This window comes from Avibacterium avium (assembly GCF_900454535.1).
GTDB lineage: Bacteria > Pseudomonadota > Gammaproteobacteria > Enterobacterales > Pasteurellaceae > Avibacterium > Avibacterium avium.
This window is the reverse complement of sequence record NZ_UGSP01000001.1, coordinates 735,745-761,397: the sequence shown is the minus strand read 5'-3', so window position 1 is coordinate 761,397 and position 25,653 is coordinate 735,745. Positions and strand designations below refer to the sequence as shown.

At 42.0% G+C, this 25,653-nt stretch carries 31 protein-coding genes; 10 read left to right on the top strand and 21 right to left on the bottom strand.

All coding sequences use genetic code 11. The features are described 5' to 3' along the window. Position 1: 1 nt before the first annotated feature. Both dcd and udk read right to left on the bottom strand, forming a co-directional pair. The gene (gene dcd, locus DYC50_RS03795; RefSeq protein ID WP_103853448.1) at positions 2-586 is read right to left on the bottom strand and encodes a dCTP deaminase; all 585 of its coding nucleotides are present in this window, start codon (positions 584-586) and stop codon (positions 2-4) included. An 8-nt stretch (positions 587-594) separates the two neighbouring features. Continuing rightward, positions 595-1,236 (bottom strand): uridine kinase, encoded by a 642-nt coding sequence (gene udk, locus DYC50_RS03790; protein WP_115249055.1) that lies wholly within the window; start codon positions 1,234-1,236, stop codon positions 595-597. Between the two features lie 224 nt (positions 1,237-1,460). On the opposite strand from udk, the gene DYC50_RS03785 reads away from it, so the two are divergent. From DYC50_RS03785 to fbpC, 3 genes are all read left to right on the top strand, one after another. Beyond that, positions 1,461-2,501 carry an ABC transporter substrate-binding protein gene (locus DYC50_RS03785; RefSeq protein ID WP_103853450.1) on the top strand — a complete coding sequence of 347 codons (1,041 nt, stop codon included), beginning with the start codon at positions 1,461-1,463 and terminating at the stop codon, positions 2,499-2,501. 81 nt (positions 2,502-2,582) lie between these two features. Further along, complete coding sequence (locus tag DYC50_RS03780) at positions 2,583-4,640, top strand: ABC transporter permease (protein WP_115249054.1); 2,058 nt, start codon at positions 2,583-2,585, stop codon at positions 4,638-4,640. A gap of 12 nt (positions 4,641-4,652) precedes the next feature. Beyond that, the gene (gene fbpC, locus DYC50_RS03775) at positions 4,653-5,702 is read left to right on the top strand and encodes a ferric ABC transporter ATP-binding protein (protein ID WP_115249053.1); all 1,050 of its coding nucleotides are present in this window, start codon (positions 4,653-4,655) and stop codon (positions 5,700-5,702) included. Positions 5,703-5,802: 100 nt separating this feature from the next. Here fbpC and tadA read toward each other — a convergent pair whose 3' ends face one another. From tadA to rppH, 5 genes are all read right to left on the bottom strand, one after another. Next, a complete protein-coding gene (gene tadA, locus DYC50_RS03770) occupies positions 5,803-6,333 on the bottom strand; it encodes a tRNA adenosine(34) deaminase TadA (RefSeq protein WP_115249052.1) in 531 nt (176 codons plus the stop codon). A 98-nt stretch (positions 6,334-6,431) separates the two neighbouring features. Further along, complete coding sequence (locus tag DYC50_RS03765) at positions 6,432-7,283, bottom strand: thymidylate synthase (RefSeq protein ID WP_115249051.1); 852 nt, start codon at positions 7,281-7,283, stop codon at positions 6,432-6,434. A gap of 30 nt (positions 7,284-7,313) precedes the next feature. Further along, entirely contained in the window at positions 7,314-8,114 is an 801-nt protein-coding gene (gene lgt, locus DYC50_RS03760; RefSeq protein WP_115249050.1) for a prolipoprotein diacylglyceryl transferase, read from the bottom strand. Positions 8,115-8,123: 9 nt separating this feature from the next. Then, positions 8,124-8,915 (bottom strand): sulfite exporter TauE/SafE family protein, encoded by a 792-nt coding sequence (locus tag DYC50_RS03755; protein WP_103854039.1) that lies wholly within the window; start codon positions 8,913-8,915, stop codon positions 8,124-8,126. Next, a complete protein-coding gene (rppH, locus tag DYC50_RS03750) occupies positions 8,915-9,532 on the bottom strand; it encodes an RNA pyrophosphohydrolase (protein ID WP_115249049.1) in 618 nt (205 codons plus the stop codon). The genes DYC50_RS03755 and rppH overlap by 1 nt, the downstream gene beginning before the upstream one ends. A 686-nt stretch (positions 9,533-10,218) precedes the next feature. Here rppH and DYC50_RS03745 point away from each other — a divergent pair. After that, entirely contained in the window at positions 10,219-10,833 is a 615-nt protein-coding gene (locus DYC50_RS03745) for a cation diffusion facilitator family transporter (protein ID WP_245934862.1), read from the top strand. Between the two features lie 66 nt (positions 10,834-10,899). Here DYC50_RS03745 and ftsY read toward each other — a convergent pair whose 3' ends face one another. Further along, a complete protein-coding gene (gene ftsY, locus DYC50_RS03740) occupies positions 10,900-12,450 on the bottom strand; it encodes a signal recognition particle-docking protein FtsY (protein ID WP_115249047.1) in 1,551 nt (516 codons plus the stop codon). A 158-nt stretch (positions 12,451-12,608) separates the two neighbouring features. Between ftsY and rsmD the strand changes: the two genes are divergently transcribed. Then, entirely contained in the window at positions 12,609-13,220 is a 612-nt protein-coding gene (gene rsmD, locus DYC50_RS03735; RefSeq protein WP_115249046.1) for a 16S rRNA (guanine(966)-N(2))-methyltransferase RsmD, read from the top strand. Here rsmD and DYC50_RS03730 read toward each other — a convergent pair. From DYC50_RS03730 to mlaF, 11 genes are all read right to left on the bottom strand, one after another. After that, positions 13,199-13,753: a PBECR4 domain-containing protein gene (locus tag DYC50_RS03730; RefSeq protein ID WP_115249045.1), complete on the bottom strand. Its 555-nt coding sequence runs from the start codon at positions 13,751-13,753 to the stop codon at positions 13,199-13,201. The genes rsmD and DYC50_RS03730 overlap by 22 nt on opposite strands. Before the next feature lie 232 nt (positions 13,754-13,985). Continuing rightward, on the bottom strand, positions 13,986-15,116 hold the full coding sequence (gene dprA / locus DYC50_RS03725) for a DNA-processing protein DprA (protein WP_115249044.1): 1,131 nt from the start codon (positions 15,114-15,116) through the stop codon (positions 13,986-13,988). Positions 15,117-15,275: 159 nt separating this feature from the next. Continuing rightward, entirely contained in the window at positions 15,276-16,172 is an 897-nt protein-coding gene (locus tag DYC50_RS03720) for a pirin family protein (protein WP_115249043.1), read from the bottom strand. 29 nt (positions 16,173-16,201) lie between these two features. Then, positions 16,202-16,741 (bottom strand): NADPH-dependent FMN reductase, encoded by a 540-nt coding sequence (locus tag DYC50_RS03715; protein ID WP_115249042.1) that lies wholly within the window; start codon positions 16,739-16,741, stop codon positions 16,202-16,204. 165 nt (positions 16,742-16,906) lie between these two features. Continuing rightward, a complete protein-coding gene (gene murA / locus DYC50_RS03710; protein ID WP_115249041.1) occupies positions 16,907-18,184 on the bottom strand; it encodes a UDP-N-acetylglucosamine 1-carboxyvinyltransferase in 1,278 nt (425 codons plus the stop codon). 16 nt (positions 18,185-18,200) lie between these two features. After that, on the bottom strand, positions 18,201-18,458 hold the full coding sequence (locus tag DYC50_RS03705) for a BolA family protein (RefSeq protein ID WP_103853262.1): 258 nt from the start codon (positions 18,456-18,458) through the stop codon (positions 18,201-18,203). Beyond that, positions 18,458-18,820 carry an STAS domain-containing protein gene (locus DYC50_RS03700; protein WP_103853263.1) on the bottom strand — a complete coding sequence of 121 codons (363 nt, stop codon included), beginning with the start codon at positions 18,818-18,820 and terminating at the stop codon, positions 18,458-18,460. Before DYC50_RS03700 ends, DYC50_RS03705 begins: the two co-directional genes overlap by 1 nt. 3 nt (positions 18,821-18,823) lie before the next feature. Further along, on the bottom strand, positions 18,824-19,462 hold the full coding sequence (mlaC, locus tag DYC50_RS03695; protein WP_115249040.1) for a phospholipid-binding protein MlaC: 639 nt from the start codon (positions 19,460-19,462) through the stop codon (positions 18,824-18,826). 28 nt (positions 19,463-19,490) lie between these two features. After that, positions 19,491-19,994, bottom strand: coding sequence for an outer membrane lipid asymmetry maintenance protein MlaD (mlaD, locus tag DYC50_RS03690; protein ID WP_115249039.1), 504 nt, complete (start codon positions 19,992-19,994; stop codon positions 19,491-19,493). A 78-nt stretch (positions 19,995-20,072) separates the two neighbouring features. Next, positions 20,073-20,858, bottom strand: a complete 786-nt coding sequence (mlaE, locus tag DYC50_RS03685; protein ID WP_115249038.1) for a lipid asymmetry maintenance ABC transporter permease subunit MlaE — start codon at positions 20,856-20,858, stop codon at positions 20,073-20,075. Next, on the bottom strand, positions 20,848-21,648 hold the full coding sequence (gene mlaF, locus DYC50_RS03680; protein ID WP_115249037.1) for a phospholipid ABC transporter ATP-binding protein MlaF: 801 nt from the start codon (positions 21,646-21,648) through the stop codon (positions 20,848-20,850). Before mlaF ends, mlaE begins: the two co-directional genes overlap by 11 nt. Positions 21,649-21,879: 231 nt before the next feature. Here mlaF and lptC point away from each other — a divergent pair, with 231 nt between their 5' ends. The 5 genes from lptC to rapZ all read left to right on the top strand — a co-directional run bounded on the left by lptC (position 21,880) and on the right by rapZ (position 25,124). Next, positions 21,880-22,452, top strand: coding sequence for an LPS export ABC transporter periplasmic protein LptC (lptC, locus tag DYC50_RS03675; protein ID WP_115249036.1), 573 nt, complete (start codon positions 21,880-21,882; stop codon positions 22,450-22,452). After that, a complete protein-coding gene (gene lptA / locus DYC50_RS03670) occupies positions 22,436-22,948 on the top strand; it encodes a lipopolysaccharide transport periplasmic protein LptA (RefSeq protein ID WP_115249035.1) in 513 nt (170 codons plus the stop codon). The genes lptC and lptA overlap by 17 nt, the downstream gene beginning before the upstream one ends. A gap of 9 nt (positions 22,949-22,957) precedes the next feature. Next, on the top strand, positions 22,958-23,683 hold the full coding sequence (gene lptB / locus DYC50_RS03665) for an LPS export ABC transporter ATP-binding protein (RefSeq protein WP_115249034.1): 726 nt from the start codon (positions 22,958-22,960) through the stop codon (positions 23,681-23,683). Between the two features lie 3 nt (positions 23,684-23,686). After that, positions 23,687-24,193 (top strand): PTS IIA-like nitrogen regulatory protein PtsN, encoded by a 507-nt coding sequence (gene ptsN / locus DYC50_RS03660; RefSeq protein WP_115249033.1) that lies wholly within the window; start codon positions 23,687-23,689, stop codon positions 24,191-24,193. A 76-nt stretch (positions 24,194-24,269) separates the two neighbouring features. Next, the gene (gene rapZ, locus DYC50_RS03655) at positions 24,270-25,124 is read left to right on the top strand and encodes an RNase adapter RapZ (protein ID WP_115249032.1); all 855 of its coding nucleotides are present in this window, start codon (positions 24,270-24,272) and stop codon (positions 25,122-25,124) included. 37 nt (positions 25,125-25,161) lie between these two features. On the opposite strand, the gene DYC50_RS03650 is transcribed toward rapZ, so the two are convergent. Together DYC50_RS03650 and relB are read right to left on the bottom strand one after the other, a co-directional pair. Next, a complete protein-coding gene (locus DYC50_RS03650; protein WP_115249031.1) occupies positions 25,162-25,422 on the bottom strand; it encodes a type II toxin-antitoxin system RelE family toxin in 261 nt (86 codons plus the stop codon). Beyond that, positions 25,391-25,627, bottom strand: coding sequence for a type II toxin-antitoxin system RelB family antitoxin (gene relB, locus DYC50_RS03645; RefSeq protein WP_115249030.1), 237 nt, complete (start codon positions 25,625-25,627; stop codon positions 25,391-25,393). The genes DYC50_RS03650 and relB overlap by 32 nt, the downstream gene beginning before the upstream one ends. Between the last annotated feature and the right edge of the window lie 26 nt (positions 25,628-25,653).

Genomic DNA, 25,653 nt, shown 5'->3' with positions numbered 1-25,653 from the left:
TTTATTTATCCTTATCAATACGGCTGGCCACCGCATTTTGCTGATCTTTATATTTGGCATCTTGACGGCGATTATAAGGACGCGCCGCCTCACCACTTAGCACTTCAAAACTCAATGCACCAATCACCATTTTCGGACGCAATGCTAAAGGCAGTTTGCCTGAATTGTAAAATTCCAGCACAATACGCCCATTCCAACCGGGATCGATACGGTGTGCCGTAACGTGTACCATTAATCCTAGGCGGGCAAGGGAAGAGCGCCCATCTAGCCAACCGATAATATTGGCGGGCAAGGATACCGCTTCAAAGGTGGTGGCAAGCGCTAGTTCACCGGGGTGAAGAAAAAAAGCTTCTCCATCATCAATGAGAATTTCATCGCTCATCACCGCTTCAAGTTGGGCAGAAACTTCTTCTTTTTTGCCGCTTAAATCAATGTAAGGCGCAGTATGCTCACGAAACACGCGGAAAGAATTGCCCAAGCGCACATCAACGGTTGCACCATTGATTTTGTCGTTATCTGGGCGCGGCGTTAAACTGATAATGCCTTCATCTAAATAACGTTCAATGTCGGTATCACACAATCTCATTTTGCCCCCTATTTGCTTTTCAGCAGGTGTCTAATTTGTGCTTTTAACATATTGATTGCAATACGGTTTTTCCCACCGCGTGGAACAACAATATCGGCATATTGTTTAGACGGCTCGATAAATTGTAAGAACATAGGGCGCACAGTGGCACGATATTGATCCACCACTGATTGCAAAGAACGCCCACGCTCTTCCATATCACGTTTTAAACGGCGGATAAAACAAATATCTAACGGCGTATCCACGAATACTGAAATACTCGCTTCTTGGCGAATGCGTTCGTCCGTGAGCAACAAAATGCCTTCTAAAATAATCACTTTTTTCGGTTTGAAATGGGTGGTTTCGCCCGTGCGTGTGTGTTCCACATAGCTATAAACCGGAATATCCACCGCTTGCCCCGCTTTTAAGGCGCGCAAATGTTGTAACAACAAATTGCGATCCATTGAATTTGGGTGGTCATAATTGGTTTTAATGCGCTCTTCAAAAGCAAGGTGGGTTTGATCTTTGTAGTAGCTATCTTCAGAAATAATGCCAATGTCTTCGCAACTTAGCTCATCACGAAGTTCTTTATGAATGGTGGAAGCAATAAGGCTTTTTCCTGAGGCGGAAGCCCCTGCGATAGCGATAATGATGCAATCTTGATCTGACATAATATGGCTCAACTAGACGAGTTACAGTGATTGTAGGATTATAAAGAAAAATTTTGTTTTTTAATAATAGTTTCCCCCTTTTAATGAAATAAAACGAAAGAAATCTTTCGTTTTGTGAAGTGGTTCACAGCATTTTTTACTCCATTCGGATAGGATTAGGCTCATTTAATTGAGATTAATCAATGATCTAGGCGATTTTCCGCCAAACCATAAGGAGTACCACAATGAAATGTAAAGCAATTTCTCTCGCAATTTCCACCGCACTTGCCACTTCTGCCTTAATCTTCAGTGTGCAAGCACAAGCCAAAGGACGCTTGGTGGTATATTGCAGTGCCACAAATGAAATGTGTGAAGCTGAAACTCAAGCTTTCGGCAAAAAATATGATGTGAAAACGTCTTTTATCCGTAATGGTTCAGGCAGCACCTTTGCGAAAATTGAAGCGGAAAAGAAAAATCCGCAAGCTGATGTATGGTATGGCGGCACGCTCGATCCCCAATCTCAAGCTGGCGAACTGGGTTTATTAGAAGCCTACCGCTCGCCAAATGTCGATCAAATTATGCCGAGATTCCAAGATCCTGCCAAAGTCAAAGGTAACTACACATCCGCCATTTATATGGGGATTTTAGGCTTTGGGGTAAACACGGAACGCTTGAAAAAATTAGGCATCACTGAAGTCCCTAAATGCTGGAAAGACTTAACCGATCCACGCTTAAAAGGCGAAATTCAAGTGGCCGATCCACAAAGTTCAGGCACCGCGTACACCGCCATTGCTACCTTTGTACAATTATGGGGCGAAGATCAAACCTTTGATTTCTTCAAACAACTTCACCCGAACATTTCTCAATATACCAAATCAGGCATCACCCCTTCACGCAACACCGCTAGAGGTGAAACCACAGTTGGGATTGGCTTCCTACACGATTACGCCCTTGAAAAACAACAGGGCGCGCCAATTGAATTAGTCGTGCCTTGCGAAGGCACTGGCTATGAACTTGGCGGTGTGAGTATCTTAAAAGGCGCGCGTAACTTAGATAACGCTAAATTATTCGTGGATTGGGCATTATCAAAAGAAGGCCAAGAATTAGCGTGGAAAAAAGGCCGTGCTTTCCAAACACTGACCAACACCACCGCCGAACAATCACCAACCGCGTTTGATCCAACCAAACTTAATCTCATCAATTATGATTTTGAGAAATACGGTGCATCAGAAGAACGCAAACGCTTGATTAACAAATGGGTTAATGAAGTGAAATTGGCACAGTAAATAGTAAGGCGGAAAACCGCCTTTATTCTCCTTAAGGTTTTTGTTATAACAAGATACTCTATCATCTCTTACGGAAAGATTATGAATAAATTGGCACAGATGTTTAATAGTAGCCTATTTTGGATTTTGCTCGCGTTGTTGGGCTTTATCTGTTTGCCTTCTATGGCGTTGTATTATGGCTTGGCGGAATCCACGCCTGATGAAATTTATGAATCAATGGGCTGGGCAAGCTTTAATTTAAGTTGGTTTTGGTTTGCTGCATTAGCTTTCGTGCCAATCCTGTCTGCTGTTTTCAAAGGGAAAGGGGAACGACAGCAAGGTCTGGCAGAATTTCTGGCGGTGTTGGCAATTTTCCTATTTGTGTTTATTTCTGCCACAATAGAAAAATTCAATCTCGGCTATTCCGTTTTTGTCCTAATGTTGAGCCTGATTGCCCTTGCCACTCAAGGCTTGGCAAAAATGAAGGTGATGCAAGGGGATAAATTCATCATCGCCTCGCTCATTAGCATTGTCTTGCTGATTTTCTTTTTCATTGTGTATCCCACCTTGGCGATTTTTATCTCGATGTTTTATGACAACGGGGAATTTGTGCCAAGCCAAGTAATCAGCATTGTCGAAAAACCTTACATCATTCGGATTATCGGTAATTCCCTTAGTGTAGCAATTACGGTGGGCATTTTAGCTACATTATTTGGTTTGATTTTTGCTCTTTACACCACACGCATTGCTAAACGCACCGCGGTGATCGGAAAAATTTTCTCCATTTTGCCGATTGTAACTCCGCCTTTTGTGGTAGGGTTAGGGGTAACCTTAATGCTTGGGCGTTCAGGTTATGTTACGGAGTTTTTAGTGCAATATTTTGGCTTTAGCAGCAACTGGTTATATGGTTTTACTGGGATTATCATCGCCCACACGCTTGCGCTAACGCCAATGGCTTTTATGATTTTAGAAGGGGCGTTAAAATCCATTCATCCATCTATTGAAGAAGCGGCATATACGCTACGCTCAAACCGCTATCAAGCCTTTTTCAATATTATTTTCCCCTTGCTCAAACCAGCGCTTGCCAATGCCTTTTTAGTGGTGGCAATCCAATCTTTAGCCGATTTTAGTACCCCACTTGTGCTAGGTGGTAGCTTTGATGTGATTTCTTCGCAAATTTATTTCTACATTGCAGGCTCGCAGTTAGATTACGCTTCGGCCAGCACCTTAGGCAGTATTTTGCTGATCTTCTCTTTGGCGATTTTTGTGATCCAATATTTATGGATCGGCAATCGCTCTTATGTTACCGTTTCAGGCAAATCTTATCGCGGTGATGTGCAAGATTTGCCAAGTGCGATGAAATTTTTCATTATTTTTACCCTTGGTTTCTGGGTGCTGTTTAATGCGGTGCTATACGGCAGTATTTTCTACGGTAGCTTTACAATGAACTGGGGCGTGGATTACACTTTCACCTTTAAACATTATCTCACCTTATTCGGGCAAGGCTTTAGTGACGGCGCTTGGCCATCGCTGATTCATACGGTGATTTTTGCCGCTACTGCAGCCCCGATTACAGCGATTTTTGGCTTATTGATTGCCTACATCACCGTGCGCCGTGATTTTAAAGGCAAGAAAACCCTTGAATTTTTAACCTTGCTTTGCTTTGCTGTACCGGGAACGGTGGCAGGGGTTTCCTATATTCTCGCCTTTAACAATGCGCCAATTTATATCACGGGGACAAGCATCATCATCGTGCTTTCAATGGTAATGCGTAATATGCCTGTGGGTATGCGTGCTGCGGTGGCGGGTTTAGGGCAGCTTGATAAATCCCTTGATGAAGCCTCGCTTTCACTCAAAGGCAGCTCGTTAAAAACCATTTGGTATATTGTCTTCCCACTGCTTAAGCCCGCGTTGCTCTCCGCGTTGGTAACCAGTTTTGTGCGCGCAATGACCACAGTCAGCGCCATTGTCTTCTTAGTTACTGCAGATACAAGGGTTGCCACTTCTTATATTCTAAACCGCGTAGAAGACGGCGAATACGGCGTTGCCATTGCTTATGGCTCAATTTTAATCGTGGTAATGATGGCAATTATTTTGCTATTTGACTGGTTGGTGGGCGACACGCGAATTGCTCGTTCTAAAGCGAAAAAAATGAATTAATAGGTTGTAAAAATGAAGAATAATGATTTTTTAGTGTTAAAAAATGTGACCAAATCCTTTGGTAAAGCGGTGGTGATCGATGATCTGAATCTTTCCATTAAACAAGGCTCAATGGTTACCCTGCTCGGGCCTTCTGGTTGCGGAAAAACCACCGTGCTACGCCTTGTAGCAGGGCTAGAAAGCCCTACTGCTGGGCAGATTTTTATTGATGGAGAAGATGTCACCAAATCCTCCATTCAAAATCGTGATATTTGTATCGTGTTTCAGTCTTATGCGTTGTTTCCACATATGTCCATTGGGGATAATGTGGGCTACGGGTTGCGTATGCAGGGCGTGGGATCAGCAGAGCGCAAACAGCGGGTTAAAGAAGCCTTGGAATTGGTGGATTTGGCGGGCTTTGAAGATCGCTATGTGGATCAAATCTCAGGTGGCCAGCAACAACGTGTCGCCTTAGCGCGTGCGCTGGTGCTAAAACCTAAAGTGCTATTGTTTGATGAACCACTGAGCAATCTTGACGCCAATTTACGCCGTAGTATGCGTGAGAAAATCCGCGAGCTGCAACAACGCCTTGGCATCACCTCCCTTTATGTTACTCACGATCAAAGCGAAGCGTTCGCCGTGTCTGATGAAGTGATCGTAATGCACAAAGGCAAAATTATGCAAAAGGCTTCTGCGAAAGAACTTTATCAACACCCTAACTCATTGTTTTTAGCTAACTTTATGGGGGAAAGTAGCATCTTTGACGGCAAACTTGAAAACGGCACGATAACGGTTAATCAATATGCGTTCACCTTGCCAAATGTGCAATCCTTCGGTTTGCCAGACGGAGAATGTTTGGTCGGCATTCGCCCTGAAGCAGTACGCCTTTCAGCACAAGGCGATGCTGCTCAACGCTGTGAAATTCAAAATGCGGTATATATGGGCAATCACTGGGAAATTGTAGCGCAATGGGGCGGCAAACCGCTACTCATCAACTGCCAGCCTGATAGTTTTGATCCTGCTATCAAACAAGCCTATGTGCATTTTGCTGACTATGGCGTGTTCTTACTGAAAAAAGAATAGTGCATTTCGTTGCAATGGCTTACAACAGCCGATTAAAAAAGTGCGGTGGAAAATTTGTTAAAATTTAGCAAAAAATCACCGCACTTTTTATTATCTGACTTTATTTTGCAGAACTATTTTCTGCACTTTTCTGTGCTAACTTCTGCTGCTTTTTCTGTTCACGCCGTTTTTGAAAGAAAGCGCTGAGTTTTTGGCTACATTCTTCTTGCAGCACACCACCTGTAATTTCAAGGCTGTGGTTCATTTTATAATCATCAAAAAAATGAAAACGCGACCCCACTGCCCCAGTTTTTAGATCATAAGCCCCGAATACTAACCGTTTGATTCGACTATGTAAAATCGCCCCTGCGCACATTGTGCAAGGTTCAAGGGTAACATACAGTGTGGTGTTGAGTAGGCGGTAGTTTTGTTGCGCTTGCCCCGCTTGGCGCAGTGCCACAATTTCGGCGTGCGCGGTGGGATCGTGCTGAATAATGGATAAATTCCAGCCCTCTGCCACAATATTTCCTTCATCATCAACTAGCACAGCGCCCACAGGAATTTCCCCTAAGGCTTCGGCTTTATCGGCAAGGCTTAGGGCGTAGCGCATCATTTTTTCATCAAAATCCGACCGCACTTTTGTTTTCCTTATGCACTGAAAGAATGTGAAAAATCAGCCATACATTGGCTGATTGAGAGAATAAAGTGCGATGCTTTTGGGCGCAATTTTTTCATTTTGCTCTTTTTATCTTACACCGAGAAAGGATATTTAATCGCAGGGTGAGATTCATAGCCAATGACCTTGAAATCATCCATTGTTACCCAAGTTTCTAGATCCTCAAGGGTTTTGATGTCAGGATTAATTTCTAACTTCGGTAGTGGCAATGGTTCACGCTTGAGTTGAACATTTTGCATAAGCTCAAGCTGATCTTCATAAATATGCGCATTGACGATTTTATGATACGCCATTCCTGCTTTTTTCCCTGTAATCTGCGCCATTAATGCTAAGAAAGTAAATACTTGAATTTGATTAAAATTCAGCCCGAGTGGCACATCGCAAGAACGCTGATAGCTGGTTAAATAGAGCGTATCACCAAGCAAAGAAAAGGTGTGCGTGTGCATACAAGGACGTAAACAGCCGAGTTCAATTTCGCCAGGGTTATAAAACGTGATGATCTCGCCGCGATCGTCTAGCCCTTTGCTTAAGTCATTCACTACTTTACGCAACTGATCGAGGGTTTCGCCGTTAGGTTTACGCCAAGCACGCCCTTGAACGCCGTAAACACGCCCCATATCGTCTGTGCCTTTGCGGTGTGGATTATTCAACCAAGCCTGATTTTCATTGGCGTTGGCGTCCCACGTTTTTGTGCCAAGCTGGCGGAAATCTGCGGCGTTGTCGTAGCCACGAATATAGCCTAAAAATTCCGCAATCGCCGCTTTCCAGTAACTTTTTCGCGTAGTGATTAGCGGAAATTCATTGTCCGCCACATTGTAGGTAAGATCAGCGTTAATCAGGGTTAAACAGCGTTTTCCAGTACGTTCATTTTCCACCCAAGTGCCGTTATCAATGATGTTTTGGCATAAATCTAAATATTGACGCATTGTAAATTTCCCCTATTTTCCTCATTTTCCTTATTTTTTTAGCGCACTTTTGTAAGCCATAAGCATAATCAGCGCACCGAGCAAAATCATTGGCAATGAGAGAATTTGCCCCATTGAAATGTGCTGTTGGAAGAATAAGCCGAGTTGCGCATCAGGCTCACGGAAATATTCAATAATAAAACGGAATGTGCCGTAGCCGACTAAAAATAATCCCGCCACAGAACCTGCTGGACGTGGCTTTTTAATAAACAGATTAAGGATAATAAATAACACCAAGCCCTCTAATACTGCTTCGTAAAGTTGCGAAGGGTGTCGCGGTAAATAACCGCCAGAAGGGAACAATACCGCCCAAGGCACGTCTGTTACACGCCCCCAAAGCTCATCATTAATAAAGTTACCAATACGCCCCATTCCTAAGCCAAAAGGAATAAGTGGCGCAACAAAATCTGCTGTCGCCCAAAAGCCGCGGTGTTGTAATTTTGCGGTGATAAACATTGCCAAAATCACGCCAATTAAGCCGCCGTGGAAAGACATTCCCCCTTCCCACACGCGGAATAAATACATTGGATCTTGCAAGAAATAATCGAACTGGTAGAACATCACATAACCGATGCGACCACCAAGAAATACGCCAAGAAAACCGTTAAATAGTAGGCTGTCCACTTGTTCTGTTGTCCAGCCGCTATTTGGGTGGTTGGCTCGGCGAACCGCAAGCCAGCGCGCAAACACAAAGCCGATTAAATACATTAATCCATACCAACGCAAGGCAACAGGCCCTAGTTGGAAAATCACTGGATCAAATTGGGGAAAAGTTAAAAATTGTGAAGTCATACAGTTCCTTTATTTCATAAGCATATTGATCGCAATACAGATCAATAGCACGGCAAAATAACGTTTTAGGGTTTTCACCGGCAATTTATCTGTGGTGCTAGCCCCGAGTTTTGAAGTAAAAAATGAGGTTGCCGTAATCCCCACCACAGCAGGTAAATACACATAACCTAATGAATAACTTGGCATATTTGCTTGTCCCCAGCCGCCCACAATAAAGCTCAGCATTCCTGAAAGGCCAAGCAACATTCCACAAAATGCTGATGAGCCGATGGCTTTTTTCATTTCAATACCACGTCCATTCAAAAACGGCACAATAAAACCACCGCCGCCAATGCCCGCAATGCTGGAAGCTATCCCAATCAGAATCCCACCAATCACAGAAGAGGTGGTAGTGAGCGCTTTTTTCACTTCTTTCGGTTTAATCGAAAGCAACATTTTCACCGCGAGATACACTACCAAGCAGGCAAATAATTTGCTTGATACGCTTTTATCTAAATTGCCGACAAAAAGCCCTGAAATAAAGGTCGTTACCATAATCACAGGGGCAAGCACTTTCACCGCTGGCCAAACAATATTGCCGAGCTTGTGATGACGTTGCGCCGAAGAAAAGCCGGTTACTACAATGGTGGCGAAAGAGGTTCCCAATGCCGTGGACATCAAAAGTTCGCTAGGCACATCAACCATTGGCAATAAATAAACCAACACGGGAACGATAATCAGCCCGCCGCCAATGCCAAATAAGCCCGCTAAAAAGCCGACCACACAGCCGACAATTAAACAAATAAGAAAAAAGCTCAGCATTATGCCCCCTTTGTTCGATGAAATGAACGTTTATGGAATTTGCCTGATGAATATTTTTTACCAGAATGTTTGTTCGCCGTATTTGTTGCAGAATGGGTTGGCGAAGACTTCTGTTCTTGAGAATAGGAATTTGGCTGATTTTTCCCATTAAATAATACCGCCGCAAATTCCTTCATTGCTTTGCGGTACACTTCTTTTTTGAAAGGCACAACCTGACGCACAGGATACCAAAAACTCACCCAACGCCAGCCATCAAATTCTGGCGATTTGGTGGTTTGCATATTAATATCTTTTTCGTCCGAAACTAATTGCAATAAGAACCAACGTTGTTTTTGTCCGATACACATTGGTTTGCTGTCGTAGCGTAATAAGCGTTTAGGAAGTTTATAGCGCAACCATTGTTTTGAAACATAAAGCAATTTAACATCTTTACGGGTTAAACCCACTTCTTCAAAAAGCTCACGATACATCGCCTGCTCAGCCGTTTCATTATCGTTTATGCCGCCTTGCGGAAACTGCCACGAGTTTTGCCCATAGCGTTTCGCCCACAAAACCTGACCTTTACGGTTGCAAATGACAATTCCCACATTCGGACGGTAGCCATCGAAATCGATCACTATCGTTCACCTTAGTTTTAAAAATTTTAAATTCTGAATTGGTGAATTGTTTCACAAACTCAAGGTTTTAACAACCCGCAAACACGCTTTTAAGACGGTTTTCTATCAGAATTTAACTCGATAAAATCTTCCCACCTGTTAATAAATTGAATAAAAATCACAACGCTGTGCATAACATTGTGAAAAGTGCGGGAATAAAATCAAATTATTTGTGCATAAGGATAAAAAATGCTTTATTTAAAAATAAGTTAAAACAGATCCTTACTTATCATTAAGATCTAAAACCAAGATCCAAGATCGCATTTTTTTACTCCAATTACCGCCTAGAAAAAAATCATACTGTATTTTTATCAGGATTTTCACCGCACTTTTATCGTCAAACTGTGAGTTATTCAGCATTTCTGTGGATAAAATTGTGGTTTTATACAGAATAGGTGGGAATTAAATGCTAAGTTTGCCATAAGCATAATGAGAAAAAAGAATAAAACCATTAAAAATCAAAAAGATAGCGAAATCAAAAAGCGTTTTCGCATTGTGAATTAAAAGCTAAAAAAGGACTGATTATTAATTAATCGAAGATCAAAGTGCGGTGCTTTTTTCTCGCATTTTTATAAAACTAGCCCCAAAACTTGACCTTTACCACCAGTTAAACCTATACTATGGCAAATTTTTATTTAGGATCATTTATGCACCATCACCACCACGATCACGGCTCACAAAATCAACGCATTTTAGCGTTCAGTTTTGCCATTATCACCGCTTATATGGTGATCGAATTTCTCGGCGGTTATTATTTCAACAGCCTAACATTAATGGCGGACGCAGGTCATATGGCAAACGATAGCCTTTCTTTATTGCTTGCCTTTGTCGCCCTATTTTTCAGCCATAAAACACAGAAATATTTCGCTCTGCTCAATGCGCTTTCTTTAATTATTGTGGCGATTTGGATTTTATGGGAAGCCATTGAACGCTGGCAAAATCCTTTACCGATTAATGCCTTACCAATGCTAGGCGTGGCGATTGTGGGGCTGTTGGTCAATATGATTGTGGCGTGGTTAATGCTAAAAAGTGATCACGAAAACTTAAATATTCGCGCAGCCTATTTACACGTTCTGGCTGATTTATTTGGCTCTGTTATCGCCATCATTGCGGGGCTAAGCGCGTGGCTGTGGCAAATTCAGTGGATAGATATTGTCGCTAGCGCCATTTTAAGTGTGTTTATTTTGCGCAGTGGGGTAAGTATTGTGTGGCAAATTCTCATCAAGCAAGATAAGCAAAAACCACATTCTCACTCCCATTAAAAAATGCTCCCTACCCTAATATAAGGGAATAAGGGAGCATTCTTCTATTTACTTATCCTTAGCTGTTTATTCTTCGTGGCTAAATAGCGCTTCGATAAATTCATCAGCTTGGAATGGGCGCAGATCTTCAATTTTTTCCCCTACCCCAATATAACGAATTGGTAATTTGAATTGATCGGCGATGGCGAAAATCACGCCGCCTTTGGCTGTACCGTCTAATTTGGTTAAGCTAATTCCCGTTAGTCCCACTGCTTCGTTGAATAATTTGGCTTGGCTAATAGCGTTTTGCCCTGTGCCAGCATCAAGGGTAAGCATAATTTCGTGCGGCGCGGTTTCATCGTATTTTTTCATTACGCGAACGATTTTTTTCAGCTCGTCCATTAGATTATTTTTATTTTGCAAACGCCCTGCGGTATCGGCAATCAAAATATCGATATTGCGCGCAGCGGCCGATTGCATTGCATCATAGATCACCGAAGCGGAATCTGCACCCGTGCTTTGTGCCACCACGGGAATATGATTACGTTCCCCCCATACTTGAAGCTGTTCTACGGCTGCGGCACGGAAAGTATCCCCTGCGGCTAACATCACGGATTTACCTTGCATTTGGAATTGGCGCGCGAGTTTACCAATGGTGGTGGTTTTCCCTACGCCATTGACGCCCACCATTAAAATCACATAAGGCTTTTTGCTGGTATCAATTTCTAAAGGCTGCGCCACAGGCTTGATAATCTCCGCGAGCTCTAATTTTAATTGTTGATACAGTAAATCCGCATCTTTTAGCTGCTTACGGCTAGCGTGCTGCGTTAAGTTATTGATAATTTTAGTGGTTGTTGGCATACCAATATCAGCAATGAGTAACTGTTCTTCTAATTCTTCAAACAGATCATCATCAATTTTTTTGCCCGAAAATAGCCCAAAAAAGCCCGAACCAATATTTTGTTTGGTGCGAATTAAGCCTTTCACCAAACGGCTAAAAAAGCCCCCTTCGCTTGGTTTTTCTTGCGTTGAAATTTCAGGATTTTCCACCACACTTGGCTCTTGTGGAAGCTCTGTTTGCTCTACGATTTCTGTTTCTTCCACCAAAACTTCTGGATTTTCCAGCGCACTTGGTTCTTGCGGAAGTTCTGCTTGCTCAATGATTTCTATTTCTTGCGACAAAACGTCAGAATTTCTCACTGCACTTGGTTCTTGCGGAAGCTCTGCTTGCTCGGTAATTTCTGTTTCTTGCGCTAAAATGTCAGGATTTTCTACCGCACTTGGTTCTTGTGAAAGCTCGGTTTGCTCTATGATTTCTGTTTCTTGCACTAAAACTTCTGGATTTTCCACCGAGCTTGGTTCTTGCGGAAGTTCGGCTTGCTCGGAGCTCTTTGTTTCTTGCGCTAAAACTTCTGGATTTCCCACTGCACTTGGCTCTTGCGGAAGCTCTGTTTGCTCTACGATTTCTGTTTCTTGTGCTAAAACCTCGAGATTTTCCACCGCATTTGCTTCTTGCGGAAGTTCTGTTTGCTCAATGCTTTCTGTTTCTTGTACCTCAGCTTGGTTCGATGTTTCTTCTTTCTTTTTTCCTAATCCAAACCAAGACCAAAAACCACCTTTTTTATTTTTTTCTGCCATAAATTACTCGCTATTATAAAAAAATTACTGATTTTCTGAATTTTATACTAAACTATGCCACCTGATTTTATTCTGTTACCGAACGCAAAAATCGGCTGAAAATAGGCATTAAGTTCAGCGAAAAGTTTGCATAGTTTATCATAATTTGGCGAATCCCTATGAAAAAAAATCCTGTAGCACGCAAGCAACATACAAATCTGGCAAAAGGTGAAGTCCGTATTATTGCGGGGCTTTGGCGTGGGCGGAAATTACCTGTGTTGAATGCGGAAGGCTTGCGCCCAACAGGTGATCGGGTGAAAGAAACGCTATTTAACTGGCTGATGCCTTATATTGTGGACGCGACTTGCTTAGATTGTTTTGCTGGCAGCGGTTCATTGGGGTTAGAAGCCCTTTCACGCCAAGCTAAGCAAGTGACCTTTTTGGAACTCAATAAGCAAGTGGCAAAGCAACTCACGCAAAATCTACAACAGCTAAAATGTAAGCCACAGCAAGGACGTGTGATTAACCAAGATAGCTTGCATTATTTACAGCAACCAGAACCAAACCCCATGTTTGACTTGGTGTTTCTCGATCCACCTTTTCATTTTGATCTCGCACAACAAACCGTTGATTTGCTGATTAAATTTAATTGGCTAAAACCCGATGCACTAATTTATGTGGAAACGGAAAAAAACAAAACCCTAAGCGTGCCAGATAATTGGCAAATATTAAAAGAAAAAACCACTGGGCAAGTGAGTTATCGGTTGTATCAATTTCTTGAGAGAAGATAATAATATTTTCCCTTAGAATGATAATCAAGAGAATAAATCTCTATTATTTTATCACCGACTGGAAATTGGTTTATTTTTGAAGTGTTTAATAATGAATTTGGAATAAATTTAGCATTATCATTAATTAGTGTAATAGCAAATTGGTTTTTATTCTGTTTAGCTTTAATTGCCGCATCAAAGCTAAGATGTAAATATAACGAGTGTTCAGTAGATAATGTTGCCTTATCTGTAATTATTAATGGAATATATTTAAGTAATTTTAACTTAATGAATGTAGTGCCATCATCTTTTACTTCTACCTTAGACAAATCAATACTTTTACTCAATGCACTTCCAAAGAATGCTTTAGCTCCTTCTTTATATTTTATACCGCAAAGATGCATAAAGTTACTCTTTCTAAAATAAATCGATATCTCAACGTGTTTTGTCTTATAAACAACTTCTTTGTTAATAAATGTTCTTTGTAGAAAATCGGCTATTTGATAAATATCATTAATATATTTCTTCAATCTTTCTTGCTGATTATTTGCCATACTTCAAAATCCTAGATATAAAAAAAGCCTACATAAGTAGGCTTTTCTAGAATAAAAATGGTTGGTTTATTTTGGTGCCTGCCACCCATAGGCGCTTACGTCCTAGCTTTGTTTCAGGTTTATTTTGGTGCCTGCCACCCATAGGCTCTTATGTCCTAGTTTTATTTCAGGTTATTATCGAGCCAACCCTCGCCTACTTATTCTGTGCTTTTAAATTATTTTGTCAAGTCTTTTAACTCCTTCGATATAAGCCATTTTCGCTTACCACCAAACCTTGCAATTCCAAACTTAATAATTGTGTGAGTAGTGCATCAATGGGTAAAGATAAGCGGGCGGAAAGCTCGTCAAGGCTGATGGCAATATGGCTAAGTTGGGCGTAAAGTTCGGGGTGGCTTGGCGGTTCAGATTGTTGTGGGGCTGCTCTTTTAGTTTGAGGGCGAGTTGAGTTAAATGGGAGATCTTGCTGTTTTGGCAGTGCATAAAATGATGCGGAATAGCCGTAATTCGGCAGATTATCCACAATGTCCTGCACATTTTCCACCAGTGTAGCGCCTTGTTTAATCAATTTATGGCAGCCTTCACTGAAGCCATTCTGGATATTACCGGGGAGCGCAAAGATTTCTCGGTTTTGCTCAAGGGCGTAGCGTGCGGTGATCAATGAGCCACTTCGTTCTGTGGCTTCGATGATCAAGGTGCCAAGAGAAAGCCCGCTGATAATACGATTACGGCGTGGAAAATTCTCTGCCACGGGCGGTTGGTTGGGTAGAAACTCAGAAACCAATACCCCGTTATTCTCAATAATCTGTTGGGCTAAGCCACGATGTTTAGTGGGATAAACCGCATTCAGTCCACTGCCTAATACGGCAATAGTCTGTCCTTTTTGCGCTACCACTGCTTGATGACAAAAGCCATCAATACCTAGCGCCAAGCCACTGGTAATGGCAAAACCTGCCTGATTTAATTGTTGAGCGAAAAACTTCGCCCAATATTCCCCATAATTAGAGCAATAACGGCTGCCCACAATAGCAATTTGTGGTTGCGAAAGTGCGGTTAAATTTCCTTGTAAAAATAGCAGTGGTGGCGCGGAAGGAATTTGTTTTAACAAATAAGGATAATCTTGCTCAGTAAAATTAAGCAAAAAATTGCCCGCACTTTGCGCCCAATCTAACGCAGGATCAATAAATTTACGCTCAGGATTAAACCAGCGCTGAATTTGGCTCTCAGTCCACCCCATTTGTTTGAAAGCAATCGTGTCATAGTCTAAAAGCTGTTCAGGGCTAATTTCAGCCAGTATTTTTTGAATCCTATTCGCGCCAAGTTTTGGCACTTGCAATAAGCGAAGTAACAGTTCATTGATCTTCATTATGCAAACTTGATAATAAAACACTGATGCAATTATCAAGGAAGATCCTATTTTTAGGGGAAATAAAGAAATGTTTTGCGATCGGGATCGAAAAAATAGTTATAACGCCACAATATTGTGGCGTTATTGGTGGTATTTATCGCAAAAGTGCGGTGATTTTTAGGCTAATTTTGCAGGGATCTGCGGTGCTTTCAAACGATGTAATCGCGTACCTTCTAGATCGATATGTCCAAAACGGGAATGCCCGTTGTTCCAATCTTCTACTGCTTGGCGTAAGGCATCTTGACTGTCTGCCACGAAATTCCACCACACTAAGGTTTTATGTGGTAATGGTTCTCCGCCTAGCAGCATAATATGGCTGCCTGCTTCACCTTTAATTTTGAATTCGTGAGCTTGGCAATCCGTTAAGCTAACCAGTTGATCTTGTTGGTAAACTAGTCCTTCAATTTCTACTTCACCTTTCAGTACCAGTACGCCATATTCAAAGTTTGGCTGTTGTTCTATGTTGATCGTTTGTGCTTGTTGAAATTGAATATCTACGCCAACTAACGGGCTATATTGTTGCGTTGGCGCGGTTCTGCCTTGATAGCTACCTGTGGTTAAAATGTAATTCACGCCATTTTCTTGCCATTCAGGTAATTCAGGATAATGTTGAAAATTTGGCTCAATGTCTTGATCCATTGGAAGCGCAATCCAAAGTTGTACTGCGTGAAGCTGATGCACGCCTTCAGGAGTTTGTTCCGTATGGCTAATACCACGCTGATTGCCTGTGCCTGCGGTCATTAAGTTCACTTGTTTTGGCTTAATTAATTGACGATAACCAAGGCTGTCTTGGTGCCAAACTTCGCCCTCTAGCATCCAAGTGAAAGTTTGCAAATTAGTATGTGGGTGTGCGCCTACTTGTAAGCCTGCATTATCATCAGTAAACTCTGATGGCCCTGCGTGATCAAGAAAACACCACGCGCCAATGGTGCGTTTACCCGCTTGTGGCAATAAACGAGCTACAGGAATTCCGCCCACATCTTTAGTAATCGCATTTAATTTATCTACGCTCATTTTCACTCCTTATGCTCTAATTCGTTGCCTTATGCTTTCGCCCATTGAATAAAAGTTTGCGCAAACTTACTTAAGAAACCCGCAGTGCGTTCATCGGCTACTTCACCTTGTTCATTCAATGCCTGATTAGCTTTGCTTAAAAAGACTTCAGCGGTGGTTAGTACATTCGCACCAATGCTTTGCAAACTTTGGCGAATTTGCAAACCAGAATTAATTCCACCATAAGCGCCTGGTGAAGCCGTAACAATCGCCACTTTCTTGCCCTGCCATAAATTTTGGCCATAAGGACGAGAAGCAATATCAATGATATTCTTAGTCGCGGCAGGCATTGCACGGTTATGCTCAGGGCTAACAATTAGCACTGCATCGGCGTTTTTGATTTGCTCACGCACACGATCATATTCTGGCACGTCCACCTGATCGCGATCTTGGGTATAAAGAGGCAAATCATCAATACGTACTTCGGTTACTTTTACATCTGCTGGAAATTGTGAAACGATATAATTGGCTACGCTACGGTTAATGGATTTTTGGCTTAAACTGCCGATAATCAAGGCGATGTTCATCATAAACTCCGATCATAATTAATAATTTAGCTAAGTGCAAGAATTATACTTAAGGGAAAATGCGACAACAATGTTAATCTTGGAAATGCACTTTTTATTAAGAGTAAAAAGTGCGGTCATTTTTTCATAAAAAAACGGGATTACATTGCAATCCCGTTCTCTGCTTAATTAATAGCTTTCGCTTGTATCATTAAAGCGCTCAATTTTCGCGCCTAAACCACGCAATTTATCTTCGATATGCTCATAACCACGATCAATATGATAAATGCGATCTACAATGGTTTCACCACTTGCGATACAACCTGCTAGCACCAAGCTGATTGAAGCGCGTAAATCCGTTGCCATTACTTCCGCACCTGAAAGGCTTTCTACACCGTGGCAAATCGCGGTATTGCCTTCAATTTCGGCTTTTCCGCCCATACGGATTAATTCTGGAATGTGCATAAAGCGGTTTTCAAAAATGGTTTCGGTAATTTTACTTGTGCCTTCCGCCACCATATTTAATAAGGTGAACTGCGCTTGCATATCTGTTGGGAAACCAGGGTGTGGCATTGTACGAATATTCACGGCTTTCGGACGTTTGCCTTTCATATCTAGCGTGATGGTATCTTCGGTGATCTCAATTTCAGCCCCCGCTTCACGCAATTTATCAATCACCGCATCAAGGGTATCTGCTTTGGTGTTACGGCAGACAATACGCCCGCCTGAAATCGCCCCTGCCACAAGGAATGTGCCAGTTTCAATACGATCGGCCACCACCGCGTGTTCGCAGCCAGTTAAACGCTCTACCCCTTCAATAGTGATAGTATCTGTGCCTGCACCGCTAATTTTTGCACCCATTTTATTTAAGAATACGGCGGTATCCACAATTTCAGGTTCGCGTGCGGCATTTTCAATAATGGTTGTTCCCTGTGCAAGGGTGGCTGCTGTCATAATAGAAAGGGTTGCGCCCACGCTCACTTTTTCCATTACAATTCGTGTGCCGATCAAACGTCCATTGGTATGCGCTTTGACATAACCATCTTCAAGCACTATTTCTGCGCCTAAACGTTCTAAACCGCTGATATGCAAATCCACAGGACGCGCACCAATGGCACAGCCACCTGGGAGCGAAACCTGTCCTTGATGAAAACGCGCCACCAAAGGTGCTAATGCCCAAATTGAAGCGCGCATTGTTTTCACTAATTCATAAGGTGCAATGAAATGATTAATTTTTGAGCCGTCTAAATACACCACGCCACCGTCTTTTTGCTCTACTTGCATACCAAGCTGACGCAAAATTTTTAGCGTGGTTTCAATATCTTTTAACTCGGGTACATTGGTTAAGGTAACAGGTTCTTCGGCTAAGATTGCGACAAATAAAATAGGCAAAGCGGCATTTTTTGCCCCTGAGATTTTGACATCACCGCTTAAACGAGATTGCCCATAAACACGAAATTTTTGCATATCAACGTCCTAAAAATTAATTAATGGGATTAAGTAAACGCTCGCGTTTCCACTTTTCTTGGGTAAAGGTTTTGATGGTTAAGGCGTGAATTTCGCCTGAAGAAAAATATTGCATTAACGGTGCATAAATGGTTTGTTGCTGTTTTAATCTTGAAAGCCCGGCAATTTCATCATCAATCACAATCACGCCAAAATGCGCATTTTCGCCTTGTACATAAACTTCTTCAAGCCCAAGTGCGTCTTTTAAAATTCGTTCAATTTCTTGCGTTTCCATTAATTCTTTCCACTATGTTGTAAAAACGGGTCAATCCATTTTGATAACCCAAAAAGATCAGCCAATGTGAGGAATTGCTCAGGTGCATTTTGAATGATTTGCGTCTGCGCTTGCTTTTGGCAATGATGAATAAAATCACACAATAAGGCAAAGCCTGCACTGTCAATTCGCGTTAAATCGGCAAGTTCCCAAATAAGTTGCTGGTGCGCAATTTTATCCGTAGATAAAAAAGAATAACGTTGTTCCCACAATGGCAACAACGTTTTTCTGGATAACGCTCCAGTCAAGCGGAGCGTTATCTTATCATCATTTTGTTCAAATGCCCAAGTTAAACTTGGTGCTAAACCTGATGTATTGTGCATTGATTATTTACCCAATGTAACAGGCGCATTTGCCGCTTTTTGCACTTGTTGGGTCAGCGCTTCAATGCCGTCTTTGCGTAACGTTGCACTCCATTCTTGTTTTTTGGTGTTTACCATACTCACGCCTTCAGCCGCCATATCATACACTTGCCATTCACCCGTTCTGCTGTTTTTACGCCAGAAGAAGGTTAAATTAATTGGCTGCGCATTACCATTTTGCACTACTTTCACGCGAATGCTCATTTGGTTATCAGACACATTTTTCGGTTTTTCAATGTCAATTTTTTGGTTTTTATATAAGGTTAAAACTTGCGCATAAGATTGCTCAATAAATTGATCAAAGGCGGCGAAAAATTTTGTACGCTGCTCTGGTGTGGTGCTTTTGAAATACTGCCCTAACACCAATGATCCCGCATAATTAACGTGTACATAAGGCATTAAATCTTTACGCACAATGGTTCTTAAATAATTTGGGTTTTGTTTAATTTGGCTTTGGCTGTTAGCAATATCACTAAACAATTTGTCTGATGCCTTTTGCATTAAACCATAAGGACTGTCGTCCGCCATTGCTTGCACCGCAAAAAGTGCGGTGAAAATTACTAAAGTTTTGCTTAACCAGTTTGTCATTGTTTGTTTTAACATTGATTCCTCCGTAAAACGAAAAAAGAAATTATTGTTGCGCTTCAGATTTGCTGTCATCAGATTTATTCTTATCCCCATACAGGAACTGACCGACTAAATCCTCTAACACCATTGCAGATTTGGTATCCACAATTTTGCTGCCATCTTTGAGCATTTTGGTAGTTTCGCCATCATCAAAACCAATGCTCAACGCAATATATTGTTCACCTAATAAGCCTGAGGTTTTAATGGAAAGCGAGCTGTTATCAGGAATTTCGTTATATTCTTGATTGATCGCAATCTTCACCACTGGCAAATAGGTTTGTGGATCAAGCTCGATATCACTTACTCGCCCAATTACTACACCGCCAACTTTTAATGGCGCACGCACTTTTAGTCCACCAATATTGTCAAAAGTTGCACTCACTTGATAAGATTTTGCTTGGCTAAAGCCTTGCACATTTGCCACCTTTAATCCTAAAAAGACAAAAGCGCCAATGGCAAGCAATAAAAATAACCCTACCCAAAATTCATACTTTGCTGTTTGTCGCATAAAAATACCTTAAATTTACACCGCACTTTATTTTGTGCTGTTTTTAATGAAATGAAACTTCTTAGTTAATCAGCCTGATTAACTCCCACCAAACATTATCGCGGTTAAGACGAAATCTAGCCCAAGCACCACAAGGGAAGCATTTACCACGGTTTTAGTGGTGGCTTTGCTGATGCCTTCGGAAGTTGGTACGCTGTCATACCCATTAAACAGAGCAATCCATACCACGGCAATGGCGAAAAATAGACTCTTAATTAAGCCATTGAGAATATCGGTTTTCCAGCTCACTGAGTTTTGCATTACTGACCAAAAACTGCCTGCGTCCACACCTTTCCAATCTACGCCCACCAATGAGCCGCCCCAAATGCCAATGGCGATAAAAATAATGGATAAAATTGGCATTGCAATCACGCCTGCCCAAAAACGTGGCGAAATCACACGACGCAACGGATCAACCGCCATCATTTCAAGACTAGAAAGCTGTTCGGTGGCTTTCATCAAACCAATTTCTGCGGTTAGCGCAGAACCTGCACGACCAGCAAATAATAATGCGGTAACCACAGGGCCTAGCTCGCGTAATAAGGAAAGGGCAACCAGTTGCCCAAGGCTGGTTTCTGCAGAAAAATCCACTAGCACCACATAGCCTTGTAGCCCAAGCACCATACCAATAAACAAGCCTGAAAGCATAATAATCAGTAAAGATTGCACGCCCAAGACATAAAGCTGTTTAATCAGCAACGGAAAATGCTTTCTAATTTGTGGTTGCCCGACTAATGCGCCCCACAGCATAAAACCTGAACGCCCAATGCCTTTGCAAAAATTGATGGCACTGCGCCCCAAGGCGGAAATCATATCACTTATCATCAAATAACTCCTGAACATAATCGCCAGCGGGGTAATGGAAACGCACAGGGCCGTCTGCTTCACCTTTAATAAACTGTTGTACTTGTGGATCTTGGCTGGCGAGCAATTCGGCAGGCGTTCCTTCAGCAATCACTTTCTTATCTGCAATAATGTAGGCATAATCGGCGATGCTTAGCACTTCTTGCACATCGTGGGAAACCACAATAGAAGTGAGCTGTAAGGCTTGATTTAAGCGTTTAATCAGGCTCACAATCACGCCCATACTAATCGGATCTTGCCCTGTAAAGGGTTCATCATACATAATTAATTCAGGGTCAAGGGCAATGGTTCGCGCCAAGGCTGCGCGTCTTGCCATACCGCCAGATAATTCAGAAGGCATTAAATCCGCTGCACCGCGTAATCCCACCGCTTGCAATTTCATCAATACCATTTCACGGATTAACTGTTCCGGCAAATTGGTATGTTCACGAATAGGAAACGCCACGTTATCAAAGGTGGACATATCGGTAAACAACGCGCCTGACTGAAAGAGCATTCCGATGCGCTGACGCAATTTATAAAGCTCCGCACGGGACATTTGACAAATATCCTTACCATCGACCAAAATTTCTCCGCTATCAGGTGAAAGTTGCCCTCCAATAAGACGCAACAAGGTGGTTTTTCCAATCCCTGACGGCCCCATTATGGCGGTAATTTTTCCCTGTTCAACGCGTAAATTCAGGCGATCATAAATGACACGCTCACCACGCTTAAAGGTGAGATTTTTTACTTCTACAAAAGAATGATTCATTAATCGAATACTTGCCTTGTTTTGATTTTAAATTGAAAGGCAGATCATATTAGATATGCCAAGAATGTCAAACGGCATTTCGATCTTTACATTCTTTACAATGGCACCCAAAAGGCAATGCGCGCGCAAAATTTAATAAAAAATCTCCGCACTTTTACACGACATTGTTCTTGCTTTTGCCAAATTATGCTATGATTCGCCTTCACATTAATCTGGAACATCGTTTAATTTATGAATATTCGTTGGAATATTATTTTATCAGTGATTGCTTTAGGCCTACTGGCTTGGCTATATAGCCTGCAAGGAAGCGATTCTGACACGCAAGGGTTAATCAAATCAGAAGATAGCCCTGAATACATTGGCAATAAAATGCAAACCACCGTGTTTTCGCCTACGGGTGAAAAGCAATATTTCGCCCTAGCCGATAAAGTGGAATACTATAACAACAGTGGAAACACGGATTTCCAGCAGCCCTTGGTTTACTTATATGATGTGCAAGATGAAAATTTAGGCACACAAAGCTGGAAAATTCGCGCAGACAAAGCTCAATTAACCAAAGATGAACTTTTACATTTAGAAGGAAATGTGTTGGTGCAAAGTCTGTTGAGCGATTCGCGTCTGCAACGCGTGGATACCGAACGGGCTACGGTAAATTTAAAGACGCAAGATATTCACTCTGATACAATGGCCACCATTACTGGCTTGAATTTTACATCAAGCGGCGCCAAATTAACTGGTAACTTAAAACAACAAATTGCAACCTTAGCAGAACAGGTGAAAACCCACTATGAAATTAACAAGTAAATCTCTTTTATTTTTTACCGCACTTATGACTTCAATGTCAGCGTTTGCGCTAAAAGATGATACCAATCAACCGATTAACATTGAATCTAACAATCAATCGTTAGATATGGAAAACCAAACGGTAACCTTTACCGATAATGTGGTGATCACCCAAGGTTCTATTTTGATCAAAGCGGATAAAGTGGTAATTACGCGTCCACCTGAAAATTCCAACAAGAAAGAAACCGTAGATGCCTATGGTCGTCCTGTTACCTTTCATCAATTATTAGATGATGGCAAGCCTGTGGACGGCAAAGCGAATAAAGTGCATTACGATCTTGGTACAGAATTTTTAACCTTAACGGGCAATGCAGAATTAAAACAGCTAGACAGCAAAATCACTGGGCAATTAATCACTTATGATGTGAAAAAACAACAGCTAAAAGCCTCAGGTTCAAGCAAATCTCGTGTTAAAACCGTATTAATTCCTGCGCAATTAAACAGTAAAAAGAAATAGGATAGCCTTATGCCAACGCTTTATGCAGAACATTTAGCCAAAAGCTACAAGAGCCGCAAAGTGGTTTCTGATGTGAGTTTAAACGTGAGATCAAATGAAATTGTGGGCTTGCTTGGGCCTAATGGCGCGGGCAAAACCACCACGTTCTATATGGTTGTCGGCTTGGTGCAACAAGATGAAGGCAAAATTCGTATTGATGATGAAGATATTAGCTTGTTGCCAATGCACGATCGCGCCAGAAAAGGCGTGGGCTATTTGCCGCAGGAAGCGTCTATTTTCCGCCGTTTAAGCGTGTACGACAACCTAATGGCGGTGTTAGAAATTCGTAACGATCTCAATGCCCAACAACGCCGCGAAAGAGCGGAAGAATTAATCGAAGAATTTAACATTGGCCATATTCGCGATAACCTAGGGCAATCCCTTTCAGGTGGGGAACGCCGCCGTGTGGAAATTGCCCGTGCGTTAGCCGCAAATCCTAAATTTATTTTATTAGATGAACCTTTTGCCGGGGTCGATCCCATTTCTGTAATTGACATTAAAAAGATTATTATGGATCTGCGCGATCGTGGTTTAGGTGTGCTAATTACCGACCACAACGTGCGTGAAACCCTTGATGTGTGCGAGCGTGCTTACATTGTAAGCGCAGGGAAAATGATCGCCACAGGCACACCTGAAGAGGTGATGAATAACGAACAGGTGAAACGGGTTTATCTCGGTGAAGAATTTAAACTATAACTTATGACTAAATTTACCCAATTACTGAGTCCTGAAAATATTCGCCAAGGACTGGTTTGCTCAAGTAAAAAGCGTGTTTTTGAAACCATTAGCCGCATTGTGGCGGATCAAATCCACGGAGAAGACGATCCCGAACACAGCAGTTTTGACTGCTTATTTAACCGTGAAAAGCTGGGCAATTCAGGCCTAGGTAATGGCGTAGCAATGCCTAAAGGGCGTTTGCATACGGGCAATAAACCTATTGCCGTGTTTTTGCAACTTGCCACGCCGATTGATTATGAAGCTGCTGATCACCGCGATGTGGATTTAATTTTTGCCTTGCTCATTCCTGCCGAAGCTTGTGGCGAATTTTCTCAATCCGTGTTACCTAAATTAGCGGAAAAGTTGCTGGATAAATCTCTTTGTAAGCAGTTAAGAGCAGCACAAAGTGCAGAGGAAATTTGGCAAATTTTTGAGTATGCGGATAATCATTCTGATGACGAACAAGAAAGTGAGCAAAAGCTGAACTAAAAGCCGAACAAGAAAATACACAGAATGAGCAAACGGTAGAAACAGAACAGTAACAATCATTCAGGGGAGAAATCAGGTGGAAATCATCATTATTAGCGGACGTTCTGGCGCAGGCAAATCCGTTGCCTTGCGTGCCTTAGAAGACATTGGCTACTATTGTGTGGATAATCTCCCCGTCACTCTTCTGCCTGAGCTGGCAACGATTCTGGCGAAAAAACAATCCTCTGTGGCCATTAGCATTGATATTCGCAATCTTCCTTCTTCAAACGCAGAACTGGAACACAGCCTTGAGCAGCTGCAACAACATCATCAGGTAAAAATTATTTTCCTAGATAGTGAACGCAATGCGCTCATTAAGCGTTATAGCGATTCTCGTCGCCTGCACCCGCTTTCCGTTGATTCCCTTTCCCTTGAAGCGGCCATTGATGCGGAACAGCAATATCTCACCCCACTGATTGATGCCGCCAATTTAATTATTGACACTACCCATCTTTCCACCCACGAATTGGCGGAACGCCTGCGTGAATTTTTGCTCGGGCATACACAAAAAGAATTAAAAATTATCGTTGAATCTTTTGGCTTTAAATATGGCATTCCGCTTGATGCAGACTATGTGTTTGATGTGCGTTTTCTGCCTAATCCTCACTGGAATCCCGAACTACGCCCAATGACCGGGTTAGAACAACCTGTAATGGATTTTCTCAACAAGCATAATGAAGTGAACCACTTTATTTATCTCACCCGCAATTACATTGAAACTTGGCTGCCAATGTTAAAACAAAATAACCGCAGCTATCTCACCATCGCCATTGGCTGCACCGGCGGCAAACACCGCTCCGTTTACATTGCTCAACAAATCGGTGAATATTTCCAAGCCAAAGGGGAAAATGTATTAATTCAGCACAAGTCCTTGGAAAACTATAAAAAATAAGCCCGCACTTTTGTGGGGCTTAATTGTAGATTTCTCTTCAATGACCGATTTCTAATGCCGTGATAAGTAATTCTCCATTATCAATGTGACAAATAATACGATAATCCCCAACACGATAGCGCCACATTCCAGATAAATCGCCAACCAAGCCTTTGCCTCTATCTCTCAGCTCTTCAAGGGTTTCAAGTGATTTGAGGTAATTTATTATACATTGTGCTTGTTGAGGGTTTTTCTTAGCAAGTTTGACAAGTTGTTTTCTGGCGGTATCAGCGAATATCACCGTCCAAATTGAGTTCATTCTCTACGACCTTTAAGGTGTATGTTTTTTCTTTGCCTGAACGAACGCGTTCTAATGTTGCATTAGCTAAAAGCAAATCCTCCAAATCTTCTAAATAGGCTTCTAGGGCTTGTTTAATGTAGAAAGATTTTGCTCTTCCTGTTTCGATAGCTAAATGATCTAAACGTCGTTGCAACTCATCAGGCAATCTTACGGTAATAGTCATATGGTTCTCCTTAATTAAGTACAAGG

Bases quoted from the DNA above. Each gene is read 5' to 3' on its own strand.
- dcd (WP_103853448.1), bottom strand. From the start codon at position 586: ATGAGATTGTGTGATACCGACATTGAACGTTATTTAGATGAAGGCATT.
- udk (WP_115249055.1), bottom strand. From the start codon at position 1,236: ATGTCAGATCAAGATTGCATCATTATCGCTATCGCAGGGGCTTCCGCC.
- DYC50_RS03785 (WP_103853450.1), top strand. From the start codon at position 1,461: ATGAAATGTAAAGCAATTTCTCTCGCAATTTCCACCGCACTTGCCACT.
- DYC50_RS03780 (WP_115249054.1), top strand. From the start codon at position 2,583: ATGAATAAATTGGCACAGATGTTTAATAGTAGCCTATTTTGGATTTTG.
- fbpC (WP_115249053.1), top strand. From the start codon at position 4,653: ATGAAGAATAATGATTTTTTAGTGTTAAAAAATGTGACCAAATCCTTT.
- DYC50_RS03765 (WP_115249051.1), bottom strand. From the start codon at position 7,283: ATGCGTCAATATTTAGATTTATGCCAAAACATCATTGATAACGGCACT.
- lgt (WP_115249050.1), bottom strand. From the start codon at position 8,114: ATGACTTCACAATTTTTAACTTTTCCCCAATTTGATCCAGTGATTTTC.
- DYC50_RS03755 (WP_103854039.1), bottom strand. From the start codon at position 8,915: ATGCTGAGCTTTTTTCTTATTTGTTTAATTGTCGGCTGTGTGGTCGGC.
- DYC50_RS03745 (WP_245934862.1), top strand. From the start codon at position 10,219: ATGCACCATCACCACCACGATCACGGCTCACAAAATCAACGCATTTTA.
- ftsY (WP_115249047.1), bottom strand. From the start codon at position 12,450: ATGGCAGAAAAAAATAAAAAAGGTGGTTTTTGGTCTTGGTTTGGATTA.
- rsmD (WP_115249046.1), top strand. From the start codon at position 12,609: ATGAAAAAAAATCCTGTAGCACGCAAGCAACATACAAATCTGGCAAAA.
- DYC50_RS03730 (WP_115249045.1), bottom strand. From the start codon at position 13,753: ATGGCAAATAATCAGCAAGAAAGATTGAAGAAATATATTAATGATATT.
- dprA (WP_115249044.1), bottom strand. From the start codon at position 15,116: ATGAAGATCAATGAACTGTTACTTCGCTTATTGCAAGTGCCAAAACTT.
- DYC50_RS03720 (WP_115249043.1), bottom strand. From the start codon at position 16,172: ATGAGCGTAGATAAATTAAATGCGATTACTAAAGATGTGGGCGGAATT.
- DYC50_RS03715 (WP_115249042.1), bottom strand. From the start codon at position 16,741: ATGATGAACATCGCCTTGATTATCGGCAGTTTAAGCCAAAAATCCATT.
- murA (WP_115249041.1), bottom strand. From the start codon at position 18,184: ATGCAAAAATTTCGTGTTTATGGGCAATCTCGTTTAAGCGGTGATGTC.
- DYC50_RS03705 (WP_103853262.1), bottom strand. From the start codon at position 18,458: ATGGAAACGCAAGAAATTGAACGAATTTTAAAAGACGCACTTGGGCTT.
- DYC50_RS03700 (WP_103853263.1), bottom strand. From the start codon at position 18,820: ATGCACAATACATCAGGTTTAGCACCAAGTTTAACTTGGGCATTTGAA.
- mlaC (WP_115249040.1), bottom strand. From the start codon at position 19,462: ATGTTAAAACAAACAATGACAAACTGGTTAAGCAAAACTTTAGTAATT.
- mlaD (WP_115249039.1), bottom strand. From the start codon at position 19,994: ATGCGACAAACAGCAAAGTATGAATTTTGGGTAGGGTTATTTTTATTG.
- mlaE (WP_115249038.1), bottom strand. From the start codon at position 20,858: ATGATAAGTGATATGATTTCCGCCTTGGGGCGCAGTGCCATCAATTTT.
- mlaF (WP_115249037.1), bottom strand. From the start codon at position 21,648: ATGAATCATTCTTTTGTAGAAGTAAAAAATCTCACCTTTAAGCGTGGT.
- lptC (WP_115249036.1), top strand. From the start codon at position 21,880: ATGAATATTCGTTGGAATATTATTTTATCAGTGATTGCTTTAGGCCTA.
- lptA (WP_115249035.1), top strand. From the start codon at position 22,436: ATGAAATTAACAAGTAAATCTCTTTTATTTTTTACCGCACTTATGACT.
- lptB (WP_115249034.1), top strand. From the start codon at position 22,958: ATGCCAACGCTTTATGCAGAACATTTAGCCAAAAGCTACAAGAGCCGC.
- ptsN (WP_115249033.1), top strand. From the start codon at position 23,687: ATGACTAAATTTACCCAATTACTGAGTCCTGAAAATATTCGCCAAGGA.
- DYC50_RS03650 (WP_115249031.1), bottom strand. From the start codon at position 25,422: ATGAACTCAATTTGGACGGTGATATTCGCTGATACCGCCAGAAAACAA.
- relB (WP_115249030.1), bottom strand. From the start codon at position 25,627: ATGACTATTACCGTAAGATTGCCTGATGAGTTGCAACGACGTTTAGAT.